The organism is Pantoea trifolii, from assembly GCF_024506435.1.
Lineage (GTDB): Bacteria > Pseudomonadota > Gammaproteobacteria > Enterobacterales > Enterobacteriaceae > Pantoea > Pantoea trifolii.
Genome location: NZ_JANIET010000001.1, coordinates 2,699,381 through 2,718,340, shown reverse-complemented (window position 1 = coordinate 2,718,340; position 18,960 = coordinate 2,699,381). Strand labels below are relative to the sequence as shown.

Below are 18,960 nucleotides of genomic sequence, written 5' to 3'. Positions count from 1 at the left end.
CGCGGGCTGGCAATGGGCAGACGTGGCAGATTACATCTGCACTTCCTGATAAACGTGATACTGACCACGGCCCGCGTGTTTCGCGCTGTAACAGGCGACATCAGCCTGGGACATCACCACATTACTGATACAGTTGCGTTGATCAATTTGCGTGATGCCGGCACTCGCGCCCACGTGATAAGGCTGATCCTGCCAGATAAAACGGTATTCGCTCACGGCGCTGACGATGCGCTGCACCACGTCGCGCACCTGATCCACTTCGCAATTCGGCAGCAACACGCCAAACTCATCGCCGCCCAAACGCGCCAGCATATCGCTGCTGCGCAGATGATGCGGCATCAGCTCTGCCAGTTCGCGCAGCAGCGCATCACCGGCGGCGTGGCCAGCGGTATCGTTCACCGCTTTGAATTTATCCAGATCGATAAACACCAATACGTGATGGCTGTCATTGGCCGCCGCATCGTTCACCAACTGTTTTAAGCGCTGTTCGAAGCTGTGACGATTGGGCAGGCGCGTCAGCATGTCATGTGAGGCACTGTAGCTCAGGCGCTTCATCACCTTGCGCGATTCACTGACATCCTGAATAACCATTACCGCGCCGATGCTGGCGCCGGTCAGGGTTTTCAGCGGCGTGATGCTGTAATGAATCTCGACGCGCGTGCCGTCTGGCGTGTGCAGCACCAGCTCTTCATCGAGATCGGGGGAAATTTTTTCGCCCGGCAGCTGGCACAGCAACAGGTTGTCTACACGCGGCCCGCTTGTGCCGCGCGTAATGTTGAGGAGCTCGGTAATCGGCACGCCTGCCGCTTTTTCCTGCGGCCAGCCGCTCAGCGTTTCGGCCACCGGATTCATAAAGGTAACGCGCATTTCATCATCGGTACTGATCACCGCTTCGCCGATGGAGTCGAGGGTGATCGCCATGCGCTCTTTTTCCTGGAACAGCGCTTCATTCAGCGCGCGCAGCGGCGTGATGTCCTGACAAATGCCAAGCATACGTTCAATCTGTCCATCCTGACTGAGGATGCGGTTGGCCTCAGAACGCACATAGCGCGGGCCTTCCGGCAAATTGATGCGGTATTCCAGCTGGAAAGCGCTGCGGCGTTCGATGGCTTGCTGCACCACCAGCGCGGCGGTTTCCCGCTCGGCGGGATCAAGCAAATGCACCCACAGATCGTAGGTGGGCGTTTGATGCGGACCTAAGCCAAACAGCTCGTACATGCGCTTGTCCCACAGCATTTCACCGGTCAGCAGATTCCACTCCCACACGCCGATACCGCCAGCTTCGTTGGCCAGCGTGATGCGTTCCATCAGGCGGCGATTGACCTGCTCGCTCTGCTTCAGCTCGGAGATATCGATAATCTGCGCGATGAAGTAGTGCGGCTGCTGCGCGGCGTCGCGCACCATCGACACCGTCAGGCGCGCCCAAACGATCTCACCATCCTTGCGGAAATAGCGCTTCTCCAGGGTGTAGGTCATGATTTCACCCGCCACCAATCGTTCGAGTTGGTGCAAATCGCTGTTGAGATCGTCGGGATGGGTAATTTGCTGGAAAGTGAGCTTTTTCAGTTCATCGGCCGGGAAGCCCAGCGTCTGGCACAGCGACTGATTGACCTGCTGCCAGCCCCCATTCGGCGCAACCAGCGCCATACCGATCGCAGAATATTCCATGGCGTTACGGAAGCGGGTTTCGCTCTCGCTGATGTGATGTTTTTCGCGCTGGAAGGCATCCATTACTAGCGCCATCACGTGGCTTGGCAGCAGCACTAACAGGAACGGCAGCCAGGTGCTGACCTGGCCGAGCAGCATGCCGTTTTGCGCCAGGTTGACCAAATTAAAGGCGAGCAGAATCGAGATAAAACTGGCGTTCAGGAAGAACAGCAGAAAGGCTTCAAATTTTGGCAGCCGCACCGCACACCAGAACAGGATCACCACAATAAATGTGAAGGGCCACGGCAGAAAACGCAGCGATAAATAGCTGGCGAGCAGCGTGCCAAGCAGCGTCAGGCAGGTTTCCAGCTGACGACCTGGCGTTAAAATCTGGCGCAGCGGTTTGTTCGGCCACAGCAATAACACCGGACCAAATGCCAGCACGCCGATCACTTCAGAAATCACCCAGGTTGAGAAGAAGGGCAGTGACGCGCTGCTACCGACATGCAGCATCCACAACGCCACCACGCCGCCGAGCAGCGGCGCAATCAGACCGGCGCACAAGGCAAAGCGTACCCAGTCGAGTAACGAATTAAGCGGGGCGCGGCGATCGAGCAGGGCGCGCAGCATCAAGCCGCCCAGAATCGCCTGCACCATATTTAAGATGGCAAATTTAATGTTGCTGAGCGCGGGACCAATAATGATCAGATTGGCCAGCGCGGTACCCATCACGCAAGCAAGCAGCAGCAAGGGAACGTGTTTTGAGTGGGCACGAAACACGATCACCGTCATCAGCGCGGTGGAGTACCAAAGCGGTGAAATACGTCCGCTGACAACGATCAGTTCCAGACAAAATAGCGTCAGTAGAAAAGTGAGCCCGCCAATGAGCAAGGCATTGAGCCAAATTCGTTGTGGTCTTTCTCGTGAAGTCAATATTTCGAGGGTCATGCAAGAATCCAGCTGCGCGCACCTGATTCACGATGGAAAATGCGCCAATCAATCACTATTTCGCATGCTAGCACATCTGTTTGAGATTTCTGCCGGGAATTGCATTTCAGCCGTTATTCACTGAATTGATTGGCCCTTTGCACGCAAAGGGCCAACCGCTGTTAGCGAAAAAGATCGGCGCGGGTATAAGGCTTTTCTAAGCCGGCAAGATTGGCAGAGAAGCGCTCGAGGAATTGTTGTGTGGTGGCGACGCGACCGTGGCCCAGCAGCAGCAGCGGCACCAGTAGCGCGACGCCGATCTGCGGCAGACTAAAGCCCTTCAGCGAAGTGCGGCGCTGCGTCAGCAGAAATGCGGTGCTGAGTGTGAAACCGAGCATCAGGCCCGCCAGCACTTCGCTTTTTGAGTGCGCGTGGATCACCAAACGTGATAGGCCAACCATCAACGGGATCAGATAGCCGATACCGATGGTAAACAGACGCCAACGCGGCGACCAGCGACCGGAGATCAACCACATCATCACCGGCCAGAGCGTGGCGGACATCGCGCTGTGTCCGCTGAAGCCGGTGAAGTTAAATCTGGCGCTACCAATGCCAAAGCCGAGAAACAGTATTTTCGAGACGCTCACCACCAGGCCAGCCAGACCAAACGCCAGCACCCAATACCACACGGTTTGGCGGTTGTCGCTTTTCCATGGCAAGACCAGCGCGATGATCACCGCAGTCGGGATCAGCAACATGCTGTCGCCAAAATAGGTCAGGGTTTTCCAGCTCATACTTTTCCTTGTGGCTACATTCGGAGTGCCAACGCCTGCGACAGTGTTGGCAGATGAACAGTGTATCGATTAAGCGTCTGGCTGCAAAAGGGGATATTCTGAAAAGCCGTTGGCCCATTTCTCTGGCATCAAACCGGTGAAATACCTATAATTGCCGCCAACAAACCCTCTCATTCGGCCCGTTGCAGCTTCGGCTTAGGCAGGCTCCAGTTATCAGGTCTTAAAAAAGTATGACTGACAAGTCTCATCAGTGCGTGATCGTTGGCATCGCAGGTGCATCCGCATCCGGAAAAAGTCTTATCGCCAGCACGCTCTATCGTGAAATCCGTGACCAGGTCGGTGACGAGCATATCGGTGTGATCCCCGAAGATGCCTACTATAAAGATCAGAGCCACCTCACCATGGAAGAGAGGGTGAAAACCAACTATGACCATCCGAGTGCGATGGATCATGATCTGTTGTTGCAGCATCTGCGCGCGCTGAAAGCCGGCCAGGAAATTGAGTTGCCGGTTTACAGCTACGTTGAGCACACCCGCACCAGCGATTGCATTCATCTCAAATCGAAGAAAGTCATCATCCTTGAAGGCATCTTGCTGTTAACCGATGCGCGCCTGCGCCAGGAGATGAATTTCTCCATCTTCGTCGATACGCCGCTGGACATCTGTTTAATGCGTCGTATGAAGCGCGATGTGAATGAGCGCGGCCGCTCAATGGATTCGGTGATGAGCCAGTATCAGAAGACCGTGCGTCCGATGTTCCTGCAATTTATTGAACCTTCCAAGCAGTACGCTGACATCATTGTGCCGCGCGGCGGAAAGAACCGTATCGCGATTGATATCCTCAAGGCCAAGATTAATCAGTATCTTTAACGACATCGCGTCCGCCCCGGCGTGACGCGCTGTCGTAGCCATTCGCTACACTTAATTCACGGAGTACCTGCGATGAGATTATGCGATCGCGATATTGAAGCCTGGCTGGACAGCGGAAAGTTGGCGATTGAGCCGCGCCCGCCGGTGGAACGCATTAATGGCGCCACGGTGGATGTGCGCCTCGGCAACCAGTTCCGCACTTTTAGCGGCCACACGGCGGCATTTATTGATTTGAGTGGTCCTAAGCACGAAGTCAGTGCCGCGCTGGACCGCGTCATGAGCGATGAGATTGTGCTGCCAGAAGGCGAAGCCTTTTTCCTGCATCCTGGCGAACTGGCACTGGCGGTAACGCTGGAATCGGTCACCATTCCCGACGATCTGGTCGGCTGGCTGGATGGACGCTCCTCGCTGGCGCGCCTGGGTTTGATGGTGCACGTCACGGCGCACCGTATCGATCCGGGCTGGCAAGGCCGCATCGTGCTGGAGTTCTATAACTCAGGTAAACTGCCGCTGGCACTGCGTCCCGGCATGTTAATTGGTGCATTAAGCTTTGAGCCGCTGTCGGGCCCCGCTGCGCGACCGTATAACCGTCGCGAAGATGCCAAATATCGTGGTCAGCAGGGCGCGGATGCCAGCCGTATAGATAAAGACTGACTAAAACTAATGCTTGCCAAAATAATTCGAGTTGCAGCAAGGCGGCAAGCGAGTAAATCCCCGGGAGCTTACATCAGTAAGTGACCGGGGTGAGCGAGCGCAGCCAACGCTGCGGCAACTTGAAGTATGATGGCAATGAGGAATTGATGAGAAGAGTGATAACAACGCTGGCCATCCTGTTAGTGGTGGTCGTAGCGGGCATGACAGCATTGGTGTTGCTGGTCAATCCCAACGACTTTCGTACCTATATGGTACAGCAGGTAGAGCAGCGCAGTGGTTATCAGCTTCAGGTAGGCGGCGATCTGCGCTGGCACGTCTGGCCGCAGCTCAGCATTCTCGCCGGGCGCATGAGTCTGACTGCGCCTGGCGCCACGCAGCCGATGGTCACCGCCGATAATATGCGACTGGATGTCAATCTCTGGCCGTTATTGTCGCATCAATTGAGCGTCAGCCAGGTGATGCTGAAAAACGCCATCATCCGCGTGACGCCAGACAGCGCCGCGCAAAAACCGACCGGTGCGCCAGTTGGACCGGGCGATGCCGAGCCGGTGAGCAACAGCAATAACGGCTGGTCATTCAACATTGGCAAATTGCGTCTTGCCGATAGTTTGTTGATTTGGCAGCAGCCAGGCGGCGATGAATACAATTTCCGCGACCTCAATCTCAACCTCGATCAGGATGCCAGCAAACAGGCCAGCATCAATCTGTCTACCCGAATTTCGCGCAATCAGCGCAATGTCAGCGTCAATCTCAAAGGGCAAATGAATGTGGCGCAGTATCCGCATCGTTTAGTCGGACAGCTGGATGAGTTGAATTACGCCATCGACGGCGCCAATCTGCCGACGCAGGGGATTAAAGGTACCTTGAGTGGTCAGGGCGAATGGAACGGCGACAATCAGCGTTTCTCCTTACAGAAGATGCAGCTTACCGCTAATGACAGCGCACTGGATGGCAGCGCCGAGGGACGTCTGGCGTTGCCGCAGCAGCTTAATCTGGCGCTGCATGCCACCAGTTTAAACATCGACGCGTTGATGGCGAATGCACCGGTGACGGATAGCAGCGCGCCGCAGCGTGCCAACGTGGTGAGCACGCCAGTGATTGCGGAGCCGCGGATGCGTGACAACAGCGATTCGCCGCTGAATCAGCTGGATTTGACCCTCAACCTCACCGCCGATAGCAGCGTGTGGCGCGGCCTGACGCTGACCAATTTGCAGCTCGACGGCAGTAATCAGCAGGGTCTGATGACGTTGAGTAAGCTGCAAGGCAAATTCGGTGAAGGGCATTTCTCGGTGCCCGGCTCGGTAGATATCCGCAAACCGGTGACGCAAGTGGCGTTTCAGCCTGAGCTGAATAACATCGCCATAGCGCCATTGCTGAAGGCTTTAGAACTGCCAGAGACGCTGCAAGGTACCGTTTCGCTGAAAGGTGATATCAGCGGAGCGGGATTAAGCATTGAAGAGGCAAAACGCAACTGGCAGGGTAGTGCGGATCTGGAAGCGACTAATTTGCAGCTTTCGCAGCTGAATCTGCAACAGATGGTGCGACGTGCGGTGGCGCGCGTAAGTAATCGTGTCACCAACGATCAGCCCGACGATCAGGGTATTCAGCAGTTGAGTGGACGCGTCACGCTCAAACAGGGCATCTTCAGCTTACCGGATCTGCAGGGTGGCAACAGTCGTCTGGCGGTGCAGACCAAAGGCAATGTGGATATGGTCAAACAGCAGCTCGACGTCACCATTAATATGATGCTGCGCGGCTGGCAGGGCGACGACAAATTAGCTGCTTTACTGAACCAGCAAACTATTCCGCTGCGCATGTACGGCGGCTGGAATAATTTGCAGTACTCCTTGCCGGTGGATGACGTGGTACGTCAACAGCTGCAAAGTGAAGCGAAGTCGCGCTTGAATCAGTGGCTGGACCGCCAGCAACCGGCGAAACCTTAACGTAAGGTCGCCATTTATGGCGACCCGGTTAATTACGGCGCGATCGGCATTATCTCCACCTTCTGCACGCGATGGTTTTCAACCTGCAACGTGCGCAAAAGATAATCGCCGATCTGCAACTCTTCGCCTTCCTGCGGCACATGTTGCAGGCTATCCATCAGCAATCCCGCCAGCGTGTGGTAATTGCGTTTTTCATCGAGTGGCAACTGCACGTAGACGGCTAAATCCTCCAATGGCATATGACCGTTTGCCACCCAGCCGCCGTCGGGCAGCGCCTGAATATCATAGCGTGCATCAACTTTCTCCCCTTCAATCGGCAGATTGCCGGCGATGGTTTCCATTAGGTCGCTCAGCGTAACCACGCCCTCTACCGAACCAAACTCATCCACCACAAAGGCGAAGTGGGTGCGCGCATTGCGGAACTGCTCCAGCGCCTGCAATAAGGTGACACGCTCAGGGAAGATCAGCGGCTGGCGAATCAGCGAGCGTAAATCCAGTGATTTGCTGTGCAACGATTGATGCAGTAAATCAATCACGTGCACCACGCCGAGCGGGTCGCGGCCCTGTTCGGTCACCAGAATACGCGTGTGCTGATTACGATCGAGCTTCGCCATAATCTCCGCCGGATCTTCGCTGAGGTCGATATGCTCAACGTCGTGGCGCGAGGTCATGATGCTATTAATCTGACGCTGTCCAAGCCCCAACACGCGCGCAATCATGCGGCGTTCCTGGCGATTGAAGAGTGCACCTTCCTCGCCGTCGGCCACCAGTGACGCGGTATCGGCGTCAAGCTCCGCACGCTGCGCTTCGCCGCGCAGAATACGCAATACGGCTTCTGAAGTGCGCTGGCGCAGCGGACGTCCGGCGGTGAGGTAGCGGCGGCGATTGAACATCGCCAGCTGATTGAGTATCTCGATGACGATGGAGAATCCAATCGCCGCGTAAAGATAACCTTTCGGGATAATAAAGCCTAACCCTTCGGCCACCAGACTGAAGCCGATCATCAGCAGGAAACTCAAGCAAAGAATCACAATGGTCGGATGGCCGTTGACGAAACGCGTCAGCGGCTTACTCGCCAGCAGCATCAGCAATATTGCCACTGTGACCGCCGCCATCATTACCGGCAGCTCATTGACCATGCCAACGGCGGTAATGACCGAGTCCAGCGAGAAGATGGCGTCCAGCACCACTATTTGCGCCACCACTGGCCAGAATTTAGCACCGTTCTTATTTTGACCAGTTTCCTCGTCAGCCCCTTCCAGACGGCTGTTTAACTCGGTGGTGGCCTTATAAAGAAGAAAGAAACCGCCGCACAGCAGCAGCAGATCGCGGGCGCTGAACCCATGATCCAGCAGAGTAAACAGCGGTTTTGTCAGCGTAACCAGCCAGGAAAGTGAGGCGAGCAGCGCTAAACGCGACACCAGCGCGAGTAGCAGGCCGATCACGCGCGCGCGGTCGCGTTCTTTCGACGGCAACTTTTCTACCAGGATGGCAATGAAAACCAGGTTATCAATGCCCAACACCAGCTCGAGAACGATTAGCGTTACTAATCCGGCCCAGAGCGACGGATCAATGATCCACTCCAACATGTGTTAATCACCTTAATGTCTTCGAATTGAGCTAAATCTGATGATAGTGAATTGGCGTAAAGCGTACAAATAGCCGTTGACCCGGTCAATCCGGGCTATGTCCAGGCAAGAAGAATAACCCTGATTGCCGATTTGCACAGATAAGATGAAAGTATGGATAAAAATTGCACCTGAATAACGGCGGCTATTATTTTTTTTCAGCAGACAAGTGCGTACATTTTTAATGCAGTGTATTGCGTCGTTGAGTATCGAATTAATCTGAATTTTGCAGAGGAAAGGCCTGAAAGGGGTGGCATCAATACTTATGGCTGGTAGTCTTTTTCCTAAAGTAGTGCAGGGAACACGGGGCCTACTTGTAAACAAGCCAGTAATAACTAGTATAGCAACGTGTTAGTAAATGTCTGCGCCAATGTTGTTAATAGCGTGCTCCATAGCCTCTTAATGTTGCGAATTGTGATCGCACGCGGACCACGGCCAGTAATTAGCGCAAAAATGCCGCATACAACAAGTTGTAATTAGGATGATGAAAGCGGTATTGGCAGCGACAGCCAAGGGCGGTAGCGTGCCTGAAGCGCCTTTCTCTTGGTTTAACGGTCTGCCACTGTGGTAAGGGAAGTCGGACTAATCTGTTGGTATTAATCACAATTCTCTTGCTTACTATTGTGAGAATTGATTTGGCCTCAGAGAATTTACCGCAGATTGCCTCAACAAATGCAGTGAAAGTTTCGCTCGTTTATTAAACAGCGTTGAGGCATTAGGGATTAAAGAAATAATATAAAAGAGTTAAATATGCGCGATAACGAAATTACTTATAAAAGTCTTCTGACCAAAATTTTACTGGCGTGCTCGGATTTAATTTGTTTCAACGCAGCATTATTTATTGCGATGGCGATGATTAATTCGTTCACCCATTCTCCACTGGCAGATATATCTGAAAAATACCTGCATTTGAAAATCGCTACGCACATTGCGTTATCGGTTATTTGCGTAGGCTGGTTCTGGGTTCGTCTGCGACATTATACTTACCGCAAACCATTCTGGTTCGAGCTCAAAGAGATCTTTCGTACCATTCTTATTTTCTCTGTAATTGATTTGTCAATTTCGGCACTTTCACAATGGCAAATGTCGCGCTTTGTCTGGGTAGCGACCTGGGTTCTGGCGTTGATTCTGATTCCACTAGCGCGCGCCATCTCTAAACGTGTGCTGAATCATTACGGCATGTGGAAGAAGCAAACCATCATCATCGGCAGCAGCCGCAACGCGCAGGAAGCCTGGCAGGCGCTGCAGAGTGAAGAGGTGATGGGCTTTGATGTAATCGCCTTCTTCGATGTTGATAAGAGCAGCCCGCAGGCCAGCATCTCTGGCGTACCTGTGCTACACAACGAACAAGAGCTGTGGCAACTGACCAACAGCGAAACCCAATTCATCGTGGCGGTGGAGTTCGAACAGAGCCAGCACCGCGATCACTGGCTGAAAACGCTGGCAATGCACAATTGCCGTTCTGTTTCAGTGATCCCAACGCTGCGTGGTGTACCGCTGTACGGCACCGATATGGCTTACATCTTCAGCCATGAAGTGATGATTCTGCGTGTAAATAACAACCTGGCGAAGCGCACTTCACGTTTCCTGAAGCGTGCATTCGATATCGTCGGCGCGCTGAGCATTATTTTGGCGCTGTCACCGGCGTTGATGGTGCTCGGATTTATGGTTGGCCGCGATGGCGGACCTCCGATTTACGGTCATGAACGTGTGGGGCTGGGCGGACGTAAGTTCAAATGCCTGAAATTCCGCTCCATGGTGATCAACTCGAAAGAGGTGCTGGAAGAGGTACTGCGTACCGATCCTGTTGCCCGCGCCGAGTGGGATAAAGATTTCAAACTGAAGAACGATCCGCGCATTACCAAAGTCGGTCATTTCATCCGTAAAACCAGTCTGGATGAGCTGCCGCAGCTGTGGAACGTAGTACGTGGCGATATGAGCCTGGTGGGGCCGCGCCCGGTTATTGAAGATGAACTCTGCCGTTATGCCGGTGATGTCGATTATTACCTGATGGCGAAACCAGGCATGACGGGATTGTGGCAGGTTAGCGGTCGTAACGACGTTGACTATGAAACCCGTGTCTATTTTGACTCGTGGTATGTCAAGAACTGGTCGCTGTGGAATGACATTGCGATTCTGTTTAAGACGGTTGGCGTAGTGCTGAAACGCGATGGCGCCTATTGATAGACAGCGAAGCCGGGGAGGGCGTTATTTCCCCGGTTGAAAACTGCGGGTGCTGAGTGTGTCGTTATTTGACAGCTGCACTGATTGAGTCTGTATAAACCATTTTAATTGATGTCGTCTTTAGACTCGGTGACAACATAAAACCAAGGGAGCGCATAATAATGACCCACAGTTTCAGTGTTTAACCTGTCATATTCCATTTTTGTAAGACGCTACACAGCGGGCGATTTCGCCTCTATCAATCAATAACTGATAGCGAAGAATCAGATGATAATGAAAATTAAATTGATACCTTTACTGGTATCCGCGACTTTTCTCTCCGGATGTACCATTGAGCCGGGTTCTCACCTTTCCACCAGTGGAAAAGATGTCATAGAGCAACAGGATAGCAACTATGACATCGACAAATATGTCAACGTCTTCCCGCTGACGCCGCGTCTGGTTGAACAGATGCGTCCGAAGCCGTTAGTCGCTCAGGCTAACCCAATGCTGCAAAATGAAATTCAGAGTTACGAATACCGCATCGGTGTGGGTGACGTGCTGAACGTCACCGTCTGGGATCACCCAGAGTTGACCACACCCGCCGGTCAGTACCGTAGCGCCAGCGACACCGGCAACTGGGTTCAGGCGGATGGCACTATTTTCTATCCATACATCGGTAAAGTGCGCGTAGCAGGCCGAACGGTCACCGAGATCCGCACCGAAGTGGCGCGTCGACTGGCACAGTTCATTGAAAGCCCGCAGGTTGACGTAAACGTCGCCTCATTCCGTTCACAGAAAGCCTATGTGACCGGTTCAGTCACCACCTCCGGACAGCAGCCGATCACTAACGTGCCGCTGACCGTGCTGGATGCCGTCAACGCTGCGGGCGGTTTAGCCGCCGACGCTGACTGGCGCAATGTGGTGCTGACGCACAACGGCAAAGAACAACGTCTTTCGTTGCAGGCGCTGATGCAAAACGGCGACCTGAGCCAAAACCATCTGCTCTATCCGGGCGACATCCTTTACGTGCCACGTAACGACGATCTCAAAGTCTTCGTGATGGGCGAAGTGAAGCAGCAGTCAACGCTGAAGATGGACCGCAGCGGCATGACGCTGGCCGAAGCGCTGGGCAACTCGCAAGGTATGGATCAGACCACTTCTGATGCCACCGGCGTGTTCGTGATTCGTCCGATTCGCGGCGCCAACCGCACCAAGATCGCCAACATCTATCAGTTGAATACCAAAGATGCGGCATCGATGGTGATGGGCACCGAATTCCAACTGGAGCCATACGACATCGTCTATGTCACCGCTACACCACTTACCCGTTGGAACCGTGTGATTTCAAGCCTGCTGCCGACCATCGTAGGTGTTGACGATGCCAGCTCCGCGGCGCTTCGTTTCCGCAACTGGTCGAACTAAGGGTTCGCCATGATTAAGTCCGTGTTAGTCGTCTGCGTCGGCAACATTTGCCGCTCCCCAACCGGGGAGCGTCTGTTCAAACGCGCGCTACCAAACATCCGGGTTGCCTCAGCAGGGCTCAGTGCCCTGAAAGGTTATCCGGCGGACCAGAAAGCCCTTGATGTGGCCGCCGATCACGGCGTGTCGCTCGATGGTCATCAGGCACAGCAGTTAACGGCCAGCATGTGCCGTGACTATGACCTGATTCTGGTAATGGAAAAGCGCCACGTTGAGCAGGTGAATCGCATCGATCCAGCCGCACGCGGAAAAACCATGCTGCTTGGCCACTGGCTCAATCAGCAGGAAATTGCGGATCCGTACAAAAAAAGTCGCGAGGCCTTTGAAGAGGTCTACGGGTTACTGGAAAACGCTACCCAGAAATGGGTCAACGTATTAAGCCGATAGTTGGGATTATCCATGAATATCAAAAACAAGGTTATGACCGCGCCAAAGGAAGATTCGAATGGATGGGATCTGGCGCATCTTGTGGGACAGCTGATTGATCATCGCTGGATCATTGTTGCCGTTACCGCCTTCTTCATGCTGGTGGCGACGCTCTACACACTGTTTGCTACACCAATCTACAGCGCAGATGCGTTAGTGCAGGTTGAGCAGAAGAATGCCAGCTCAGTACTGAATGAGTTAGACAGCATTCTGCCGCCAACGCCGGCGTCCGATACCGAGATTCAGATTCTTGAATCACGTATGGTTATCGGTAAAACCGTTGACGATCTGGGTCTGGACACCGTTGTCACTCAGAACTATTTCCCGGTGATTGGTAAAGGTCTGTCGCGCCTGATGGGAAATAAGCCATCGACGGTCGCCATCTCCCGCCTGGAAATTCCACGCACCATCGATAAGCGCACCGTTGAACTGGAAGTGACCGGTCCTGACTCGTACACCGTGTCAGCGGATGGTGATGAACTGTTCAAAGGTAAAGTCGGTCAGCTGGAAACGCACGGTGAAGTGACCATGCTGGTGAGCGGCATCAATGCTGATGAAGGCACCAGCTTCAGCGTCACCAAGCTGAACGAGCTGCAGGCGATTAACTCGGTGCTGGCGAACCTGACCGTTGCGGACAAAGGCAAAGACACCGGCGTGCTGGGTCTGGAATATCTGGGTGAAGATCCAGAGCAGATCAGCAAAGTGCTGAACCAAATCGTCAATAACTACCTGCTGCAGAACGTTGAGCGTAAATCTGAGCAAGCGGAAAAGAGCCTTGAATTCCTGCGCAATCAGCTGCCGCAAGTGCGTGGCAAACTGGATGATGCGGAAGACAAGCTGAATACCTTCCGTCGCCAGAACGAGTCGGTTGACCTGTCGCTGGAAGCAAAATCTGCGCTGGATTCTTCTGTCAGCGTGCAGAGCCAGTTGAACGAACTGACCTTCCGTGAAGCTGAAGTTTCTCAGCTGTTTACCAAAGATCACCCAACCTACCGCGCCTTGCTGGAAAAACGCAAAACGCTGGAAAACGAACAGGCCACGCTGAACAAAAAGATTTCTCAGATGCCACAAACGCAGCAAGAGATCTTGCGTCTGACGCGTGATGTGCAGTCTGGTCAGGAAATCTACATGCAGTTGCTGAACCGTCAGCAAGAGCTGGGTATCAGTAAAGCCAGCACCGTGGGTGATGTACGTATCATCGATGGCGCAGCAACCGGCAACAGCCCGGTAGCACCGAAGAAACTGCTGATCATCGCGGCGAGCCTGATTCTGGGTCTGATGGTTTCTGTTGGTCTGGTTCTGATGAAAGCGCTGTTGCATCACGGCATCGAAAATCCAGAACAGCTGGAAGAGCTGGGCATGAACGTGTATGCGAGCGTGCCGCTGTCAGAATGGCAACGTAAGAAAGATACCGAAGCATTGGCGCGTCGTGGCAACAAGGTGAAAACCGATCCACACGAAACGCTGCTGGCGCTGGGTAATCCTACTGACCTGTCAATCGAAGCGATTCGTAGCCTGCGTACCAGCCTGCACTTCGCGATGATGGAAGCGAAAAACAACATCCTGATGATCACCGGCGCGAGCCCAGGCATTGGTAAAACCTTTATCTGTGCCAACCTGGCAACGCTGGTAGCAAAAGCGGGCCAACGAGTACTGTTCATCGATGGTGATATGCGTCGCGGTTACACCCACGAACTGCTGTCAGCCGATAACAAATCCGGTCTGTCCAACGTGTTGTCGGGCAAAACCGAGTTCAGCCCAGCGCTGATTCAGAAAGGTGCGTATGGTTTTGACTTCCTGCCACGCGGCCAGGTACCACCAAACCCGTCTGAACTGCTGATGCATCGTCGCATGGGTGAGCTGCTGGATTGGGCGAGCAAGAACTACGATCTGGTGTTGATTGATACGCCACCGATTCTGGCGGTAACCGATGCATCCATCATCGGTAAACTGGCCGGTACTTCGCTGATGGTGGCGCGTTTTGAAACCAACACGCCGAAAGAGCTGGATGTCAGCTTCAAACGCTTTGCCCAGAACGGTATTGAGATTAAAGGTGTGATCCTCAACGCCGTGGTGCGCAAAGCCGCCAACTCGTATGGTTACGGTTACGACTATTACGATTACGAGTATGGCAAACCGACTAAAAGTTAATTTGCCCGTCATTCACTGTTAATGATGAGGGTAATCCGGTGAATAGAGGGGCGGGTTGACCGCCCCTTTTGATTGCACCGTTTGAATGACGACACGCAACGATTGACACAGGTGATTCTCTTTATAACGCCAAAAAAAGCCACTGTTGGCATGAGAACTTGTGGAATTAAGGAATCACACCATGGCTCCATATTGGTATTTATCAGGGTTTGTACTGTTGCTTGCGCTGGTCGAAATCCTGTTGAAGAAAGACGAACGAACCACCCATATTCTGACTTATCTGCTGTGCATCGCCACCGTCACGCTAATTATCTTTGCCGGTATTCGCGGTCTCGGCACCGGGATGGATGACTATCAATATCGCAGCTTCTTTGCTGACTTCATCCGCCGTATTGAGGTCAACGGTTTTGCTAACACCGTCGCCTTCTTCCGTTACGAACCGCTGATTTTTGCTATCGCGTGGATCACCAGCCTGTTTTCACACAATGCCAGCGTGTTCCTGTTTGTGTTTAGTATTCTGGCGGTATCGACTAACGCTATCTTCTTTAAAAAGATGTCGCCGTATCCGGTATTGGCATTGGCGCTTTACTCGGCGCATATCTTTATTAACAAAGACGTGAACCAGATTCGTTTTGGCCTGAGTTCGGCGCTGTTTCTTGGCGTGATTTGGACGATTTACCTCAAGCAATACTGGTGGGCGTTTGCCTTCTTTATTCTCTCCTTCCTCAGTCACAACACCGCAGTGATGGTGGTGACCATCATTCCTTTCCTGTTTATTCGGGAATCACGCTGGTGGCCAGTGGCCATCATCATATTAAGTGTGCCCCTTTCGGTGGTGGGCGGGACCGGCTTTATCGCCTTGATCGCCGGACATCTGGGATCGATGGGGGAAAGGGCTGCAGGCTACAGTAACGAAGCTTCGAATGCCGGTGACGGCAGCGTGGTGTCGGTGTCGAACCTGAAAAACATCATGCTGGTGTTTATCTTTGTCTACTTCATGCTGAGCAACCAGCTCAAGCGCGAGCAGTACGACGTGTGGAAGCTGAACTACCTGCTGATTCTGACCTTTGCGATCGGCGGCGGCATCAGGATCTTCTTCTATAACTACTCATCGGGTGCGCGCCTGTCGAACTACCTGCTGCAGGTCGAACCGATTATTTTGACGTCGCTGATTTATCAGTCGAAACGGGTATTGAAGCCGGCGATGTTTGCGATGTTTGCTTTCTTCCTTGTTTATTACCTCTATTACAACACGATCTCACTGAAGCAAGCCGTTGTCGGCTATGAAGTTGCTCGTGAATTCAAATTGTTTCATTAACCGATGAGAGGAAATATGCGGAAGACCTTACTGGCAATGCTGATCACCTCTGCGCCGTTGCTGGCGCAGGCAGACGATCATCCCGGCACCTTTATCATCGCGGCCTACGGTGACTCCACCACCGCAGGCGTTACCGCGTCGGGCAATCGCAACATCATCAGTCAAAACAACGAAGTGAGTTTTTTGCAGCAAATGTTGCGCGAGAAGTACGGTAACAACATTGAGGTGAAGAATCACGGCATGCCGGGCGCGCAGGTTTCGGTGCTGGTTTACAACAAAGACAATACGCCAATGGATTGGTCAGACCGCATGGCGAAATCCGATGCCAACATGATTCTGATTAACTATGCGATCAATGATGCGCGCATCAACTTCTTCAAAGATAAAGGCGAGCGCATTGAAACGCCGGAAGAGTACAAGCGCATCATCACCGAGCTGGTAAAAGGCGCGAAGGCGAATAACAAACTGGTGGTTCTTCAGGAACCGAATCCCATTTGTGGCAAAGCCGAGCGCTGGAACGTCTGGCCGTATGTTTACCAATTAAATGAAGTGGCTAAAGAGCAGCAAGTTCCGATTGTGAAGCAGTTCAGCGTCATCAAAGAAAACCGTGACTGGCAATCTGAGATGTCGCCCGATTGCATTCACCCCAATGAGATGCTTTATAAACAGAAAGCAGAAAGAACCTTCAATGTCTTAAGCAGCACTTTCGATAGCGTTTTGTCACGGCACAGCAGCTAACCCAACTCAGATTCAGGAGCTGACATGTATGTATTAATCATGGTGCTGTCATTTTGTCTGGCGCTAATCATTCTGCGAGTATTCTCCTTCCACAAAGGCGTTTACAACGAGAGCGGTATTAAAAGTATCTCTGGTATGCGCGCGCTGCTGGCCAGCATTGTGGCGTTCTCACACTTCGCGCACTACATCTATTCGCTGGATGGTCAGTGGGTGTTCGATAAAGACTATTTTGCCTGGTTCTCCGAAGGCAACTTCTTCGTTAACTCCGGTAAATTCGGTGTACTGCTGTTCTTCATGATCTCCGCCTTCCTGTTCTATCGCTGGCTGGATAATGAAACCCTGACGCCAGGGCAGCTGACGCACAAGCTGCTCAAGTCGCGTATCCGCCGTATTGTCCCAATGTTCTGGTTCTCCGGTTTTGTCATCATCGCGGTGGGCGTGGTGCAGGGCGATCTGACTTACAGCCTGACGGCGGTGAAAGATGCCGTGTTGTGGTTGCTGTTTATCGGCAGCTATCGCATGGGTGATTTCCTGACGGCGGATGTGAACGCCGGTGTTGAGTGGACATTGCGCCTCGAATGGCTGCTGTATCTGTCGATTCCGCTGATTTACGTCCTTAACCGCGCCACCAAAGGCAAATACAAAACGCTGCTGATTCTCGGCTCGATCGGCGTGATTTTCTGCGTGGCGGTCGGCCTGCGTCTGTGGGGTAAAACCTATACCGATCCGCGTCCGGTGCTGGGCTTCGCCATGGGCTATCTGGCGTATAAATATCGCGATAGGTTTGCGCACTACAAAACCTCCAGCCTGGCTGGCTTTGCGGTGATTGTGCTGTCGCTGTTCTCGCTGTCGTTCACCAGCAACACCTTCTGGTATCTGATTTTCCTCTGCTGCCTGACGGTGATCTTCTTTATTGTCAGCAGCGGTAACGCCGTGTTTGGCATTCTGGAAAACAAAACCCTGATGTCGATTGGTGAGGTGAGTTACAGCCTGTATCTGATTCACGGTGTGGTGCTCTATTTCATCAAGCAGATCCCAGAAACGCTCTATCCGCATTCGTTCCTGTTCTACACCTTGCTTTCAACGCTGTTCTTTGTCGCCTCTTTCTATGTGGCGAAACTGACTTACCTGTTTGTCGAGAAACCGTTTATCGGCAGTAGCAACAAGAAGAAAGTGGCGATGAAGACCTCGCCGACAAATTAGGACACCACCCATTATTCTTTTGAGCCCACAAGTTATATCATTGATTTTGTAACTTTTTTAATGAGGTGCTGGCAATGCAGGAGATTCGCTTCTCAATTGTTATTCCCGCGTATAACGCGTCGAAATCAATTGTCACGACGCTAGATTGTGTCAAAGCGCAAACCTATCGCAATTTTGAAGTCATTATTGTTGATGACAAATCGGCCGATGCGGCCGAACTGGCGCAGGTGGTGCGCAGCGAGCGTTATCAGGATTTGGCTATAAAACTGGAGCTGTCTGAGGTCAAACTCAACGGCGCCGGCGCCCGTAACAAAGGTATTGAGCTGGCAAGCGGCGACTTTATTAGCTTTCTCGATGCCGACGATGAGTGGCATCCGGACAAGTTATTAGTGGCGAGTGAAACCATCGCCAAACTGGAAGCGCAGGGCAAATCGCGCTACGTCATCTTTAGTCAGGTGAACATCCATCAGGATGGCAGCTTCCTCAAGGTGATGCCGATGCAGCCGCCCGGTAAGAACGAAACCGTGGCCGAATATCTGTTTGGCTGTTACGGCTTCATTCAAACCAGCACCATTGTGCTGAAGCGCGAAGATGCGGCGAAGATTCAGTTTGATGCGCGCTATATTCGCCATCAGGATTATGATTTCTGCATCCGCGCTGACCGCATGGGTTACGCGTTCGTGATGATCGACAAGCCGCTGGCAACCTACCACCTGGTGACCAAATTTGGTTCCAAGCACAAAGGCGAATCGGTCAAATACTCCTTCTTCTGGCTCGACACCATGAAGCCGCATCTGACCACACGCGACATCCATACTTATAAGGCGTTCAAGCTGCCGCTGCGCTATAAGATGGATGGTAAATCGCTGCAGGCCAGCCTCAGCTTTGCACGCTACTTCTTCCTCACCAACCGTGACAATCGCGCCTACTTCATGAATCGCCTGCTCGATAAGGTGAAGTCGCGCTTCTCGGGCAGAAGAGCCGTCTCCTGATTCACTTTTAAACACTTTCACTTGC

At 52.9% G+C, this 18,960-nt stretch carries 14 protein-coding genes; 11 read left to right on the top strand and 3 right to left on the bottom strand.

All coding sequences use genetic code 11. The features are described 5' to 3' along the window. Positions 1-30 precede the first annotated feature (30 nt). On the bottom strand, positions 31-2,595 hold the full coding sequence (locus tag NQH49_RS12650; protein WP_256696874.1) for a diguanylate cyclase: 2,565 nt from the start codon (positions 2,593-2,595) through the stop codon (positions 31-33). Between the two features lie 161 nt (positions 2,596-2,756). Beyond that, a complete protein-coding gene (locus tag NQH49_RS12645; RefSeq protein WP_008104884.1) occupies positions 2,757-3,368 on the bottom strand; it encodes a phosphatase PAP2 family protein in 612 nt (203 codons plus the stop codon). Between the two features lie 230 nt (positions 3,369-3,598). Here NQH49_RS12645 and udk point away from each other — a divergent pair, with 230 nt between their 5' ends. The 3 genes from udk (at position 3,599) to asmA (ending at position 6,834) form a co-directional block, all read left to right on the top strand. Next, a complete protein-coding gene (gene udk / locus NQH49_RS12640; RefSeq protein WP_008104883.1) occupies positions 3,599-4,237 on the top strand; it encodes a uridine kinase in 639 nt (212 codons plus the stop codon). A 72-nt stretch (positions 4,238-4,309) separates the two neighbouring features. Continuing rightward, entirely contained in the window at positions 4,310-4,891 is a 582-nt protein-coding gene (gene dcd, locus NQH49_RS12635; RefSeq protein ID WP_256696873.1) for a dCTP deaminase, read from the top strand. 146 nt (positions 4,892-5,037) lie between these two features. Continuing rightward, positions 5,038-6,834: an outer membrane assembly protein AsmA gene (gene asmA, locus NQH49_RS12630; RefSeq protein WP_256696871.1), complete on the top strand. Its 1,797-nt coding sequence runs from the start codon at positions 5,038-5,040 to the stop codon at positions 6,832-6,834. A gap of 32 nt (positions 6,835-6,866) precedes the next feature. On the opposite strand, the gene NQH49_RS12625 is transcribed toward asmA, so the two are convergent. Further along, positions 6,867-8,423: a TerC family protein gene (locus NQH49_RS12625; protein ID WP_256696869.1), complete on the bottom strand. Its 1,557-nt coding sequence runs from the start codon at positions 8,421-8,423 to the stop codon at positions 6,867-6,869. Positions 8,424-9,212: 789 nt separating this feature from the next. On the opposite strand from NQH49_RS12625, the gene wbaP reads away from it, so the two are divergent. The 8 genes from wbaP (at position 9,213) to NQH49_RS12585 (ending at position 18,935) form a co-directional block, all read left to right on the top strand. After that, positions 9,213-10,646, top strand: coding sequence for an undecaprenyl-phosphate galactose phosphotransferase WbaP (gene wbaP, locus NQH49_RS12620; protein WP_256696868.1), 1,434 nt, complete (start codon positions 9,213-9,215; stop codon positions 10,644-10,646). 273 nt (positions 10,647-10,919) lie between these two features. Beyond that, positions 10,920-12,050, top strand: coding sequence for a polysaccharide export protein (locus NQH49_RS12615; protein WP_008104879.1), 1,131 nt, complete (start codon positions 10,920-10,922; stop codon positions 12,048-12,050). A gap of 9 nt (positions 12,051-12,059) precedes the next feature. Next, positions 12,060-12,494: an arsenate reductase/protein-tyrosine-phosphatase family protein gene (locus tag NQH49_RS12610; protein WP_256696867.1), complete on the top strand. Its 435-nt coding sequence runs from the start codon at positions 12,060-12,062 to the stop codon at positions 12,492-12,494. A 12-nt stretch (positions 12,495-12,506) separates the two neighbouring features. After that, positions 12,507-14,684, top strand: coding sequence for a tyrosine-protein kinase Wzc (wzc, locus tag NQH49_RS12605; protein ID WP_008104875.1), 2,178 nt, complete (start codon positions 12,507-12,509; stop codon positions 14,682-14,684). A 181-nt stretch (positions 14,685-14,865) separates the two neighbouring features. Then, on the top strand, positions 14,866-16,002 hold the full coding sequence (locus NQH49_RS12600; protein WP_256696865.1) for an EpsG family protein: 1,137 nt from the start codon (positions 14,866-14,868) through the stop codon (positions 16,000-16,002). 15 nt (positions 16,003-16,017) lie between these two features. Further along, positions 16,018-16,740 carry an SGNH/GDSL hydrolase family protein gene (locus NQH49_RS12595; protein WP_256696864.1) on the top strand — a complete coding sequence of 241 codons (723 nt, stop codon included), beginning with the start codon at positions 16,018-16,020 and terminating at the stop codon, positions 16,738-16,740. A 24-nt stretch (positions 16,741-16,764) separates the two neighbouring features. Continuing rightward, positions 16,765-17,943 (top strand): acyltransferase family protein, encoded by a 1,179-nt coding sequence (locus NQH49_RS12590; protein WP_256696863.1) that lies wholly within the window; start codon positions 16,765-16,767, stop codon positions 17,941-17,943. 74 nt (positions 17,944-18,017) lie between these two features. Further along, positions 18,018-18,935: a glycosyltransferase family 2 protein gene (locus NQH49_RS12585; RefSeq protein WP_256696862.1), complete on the top strand. Its 918-nt coding sequence runs from the start codon at positions 18,018-18,020 to the stop codon at positions 18,933-18,935. Positions 18,936-18,960: the final 25 nt, after the last annotated feature.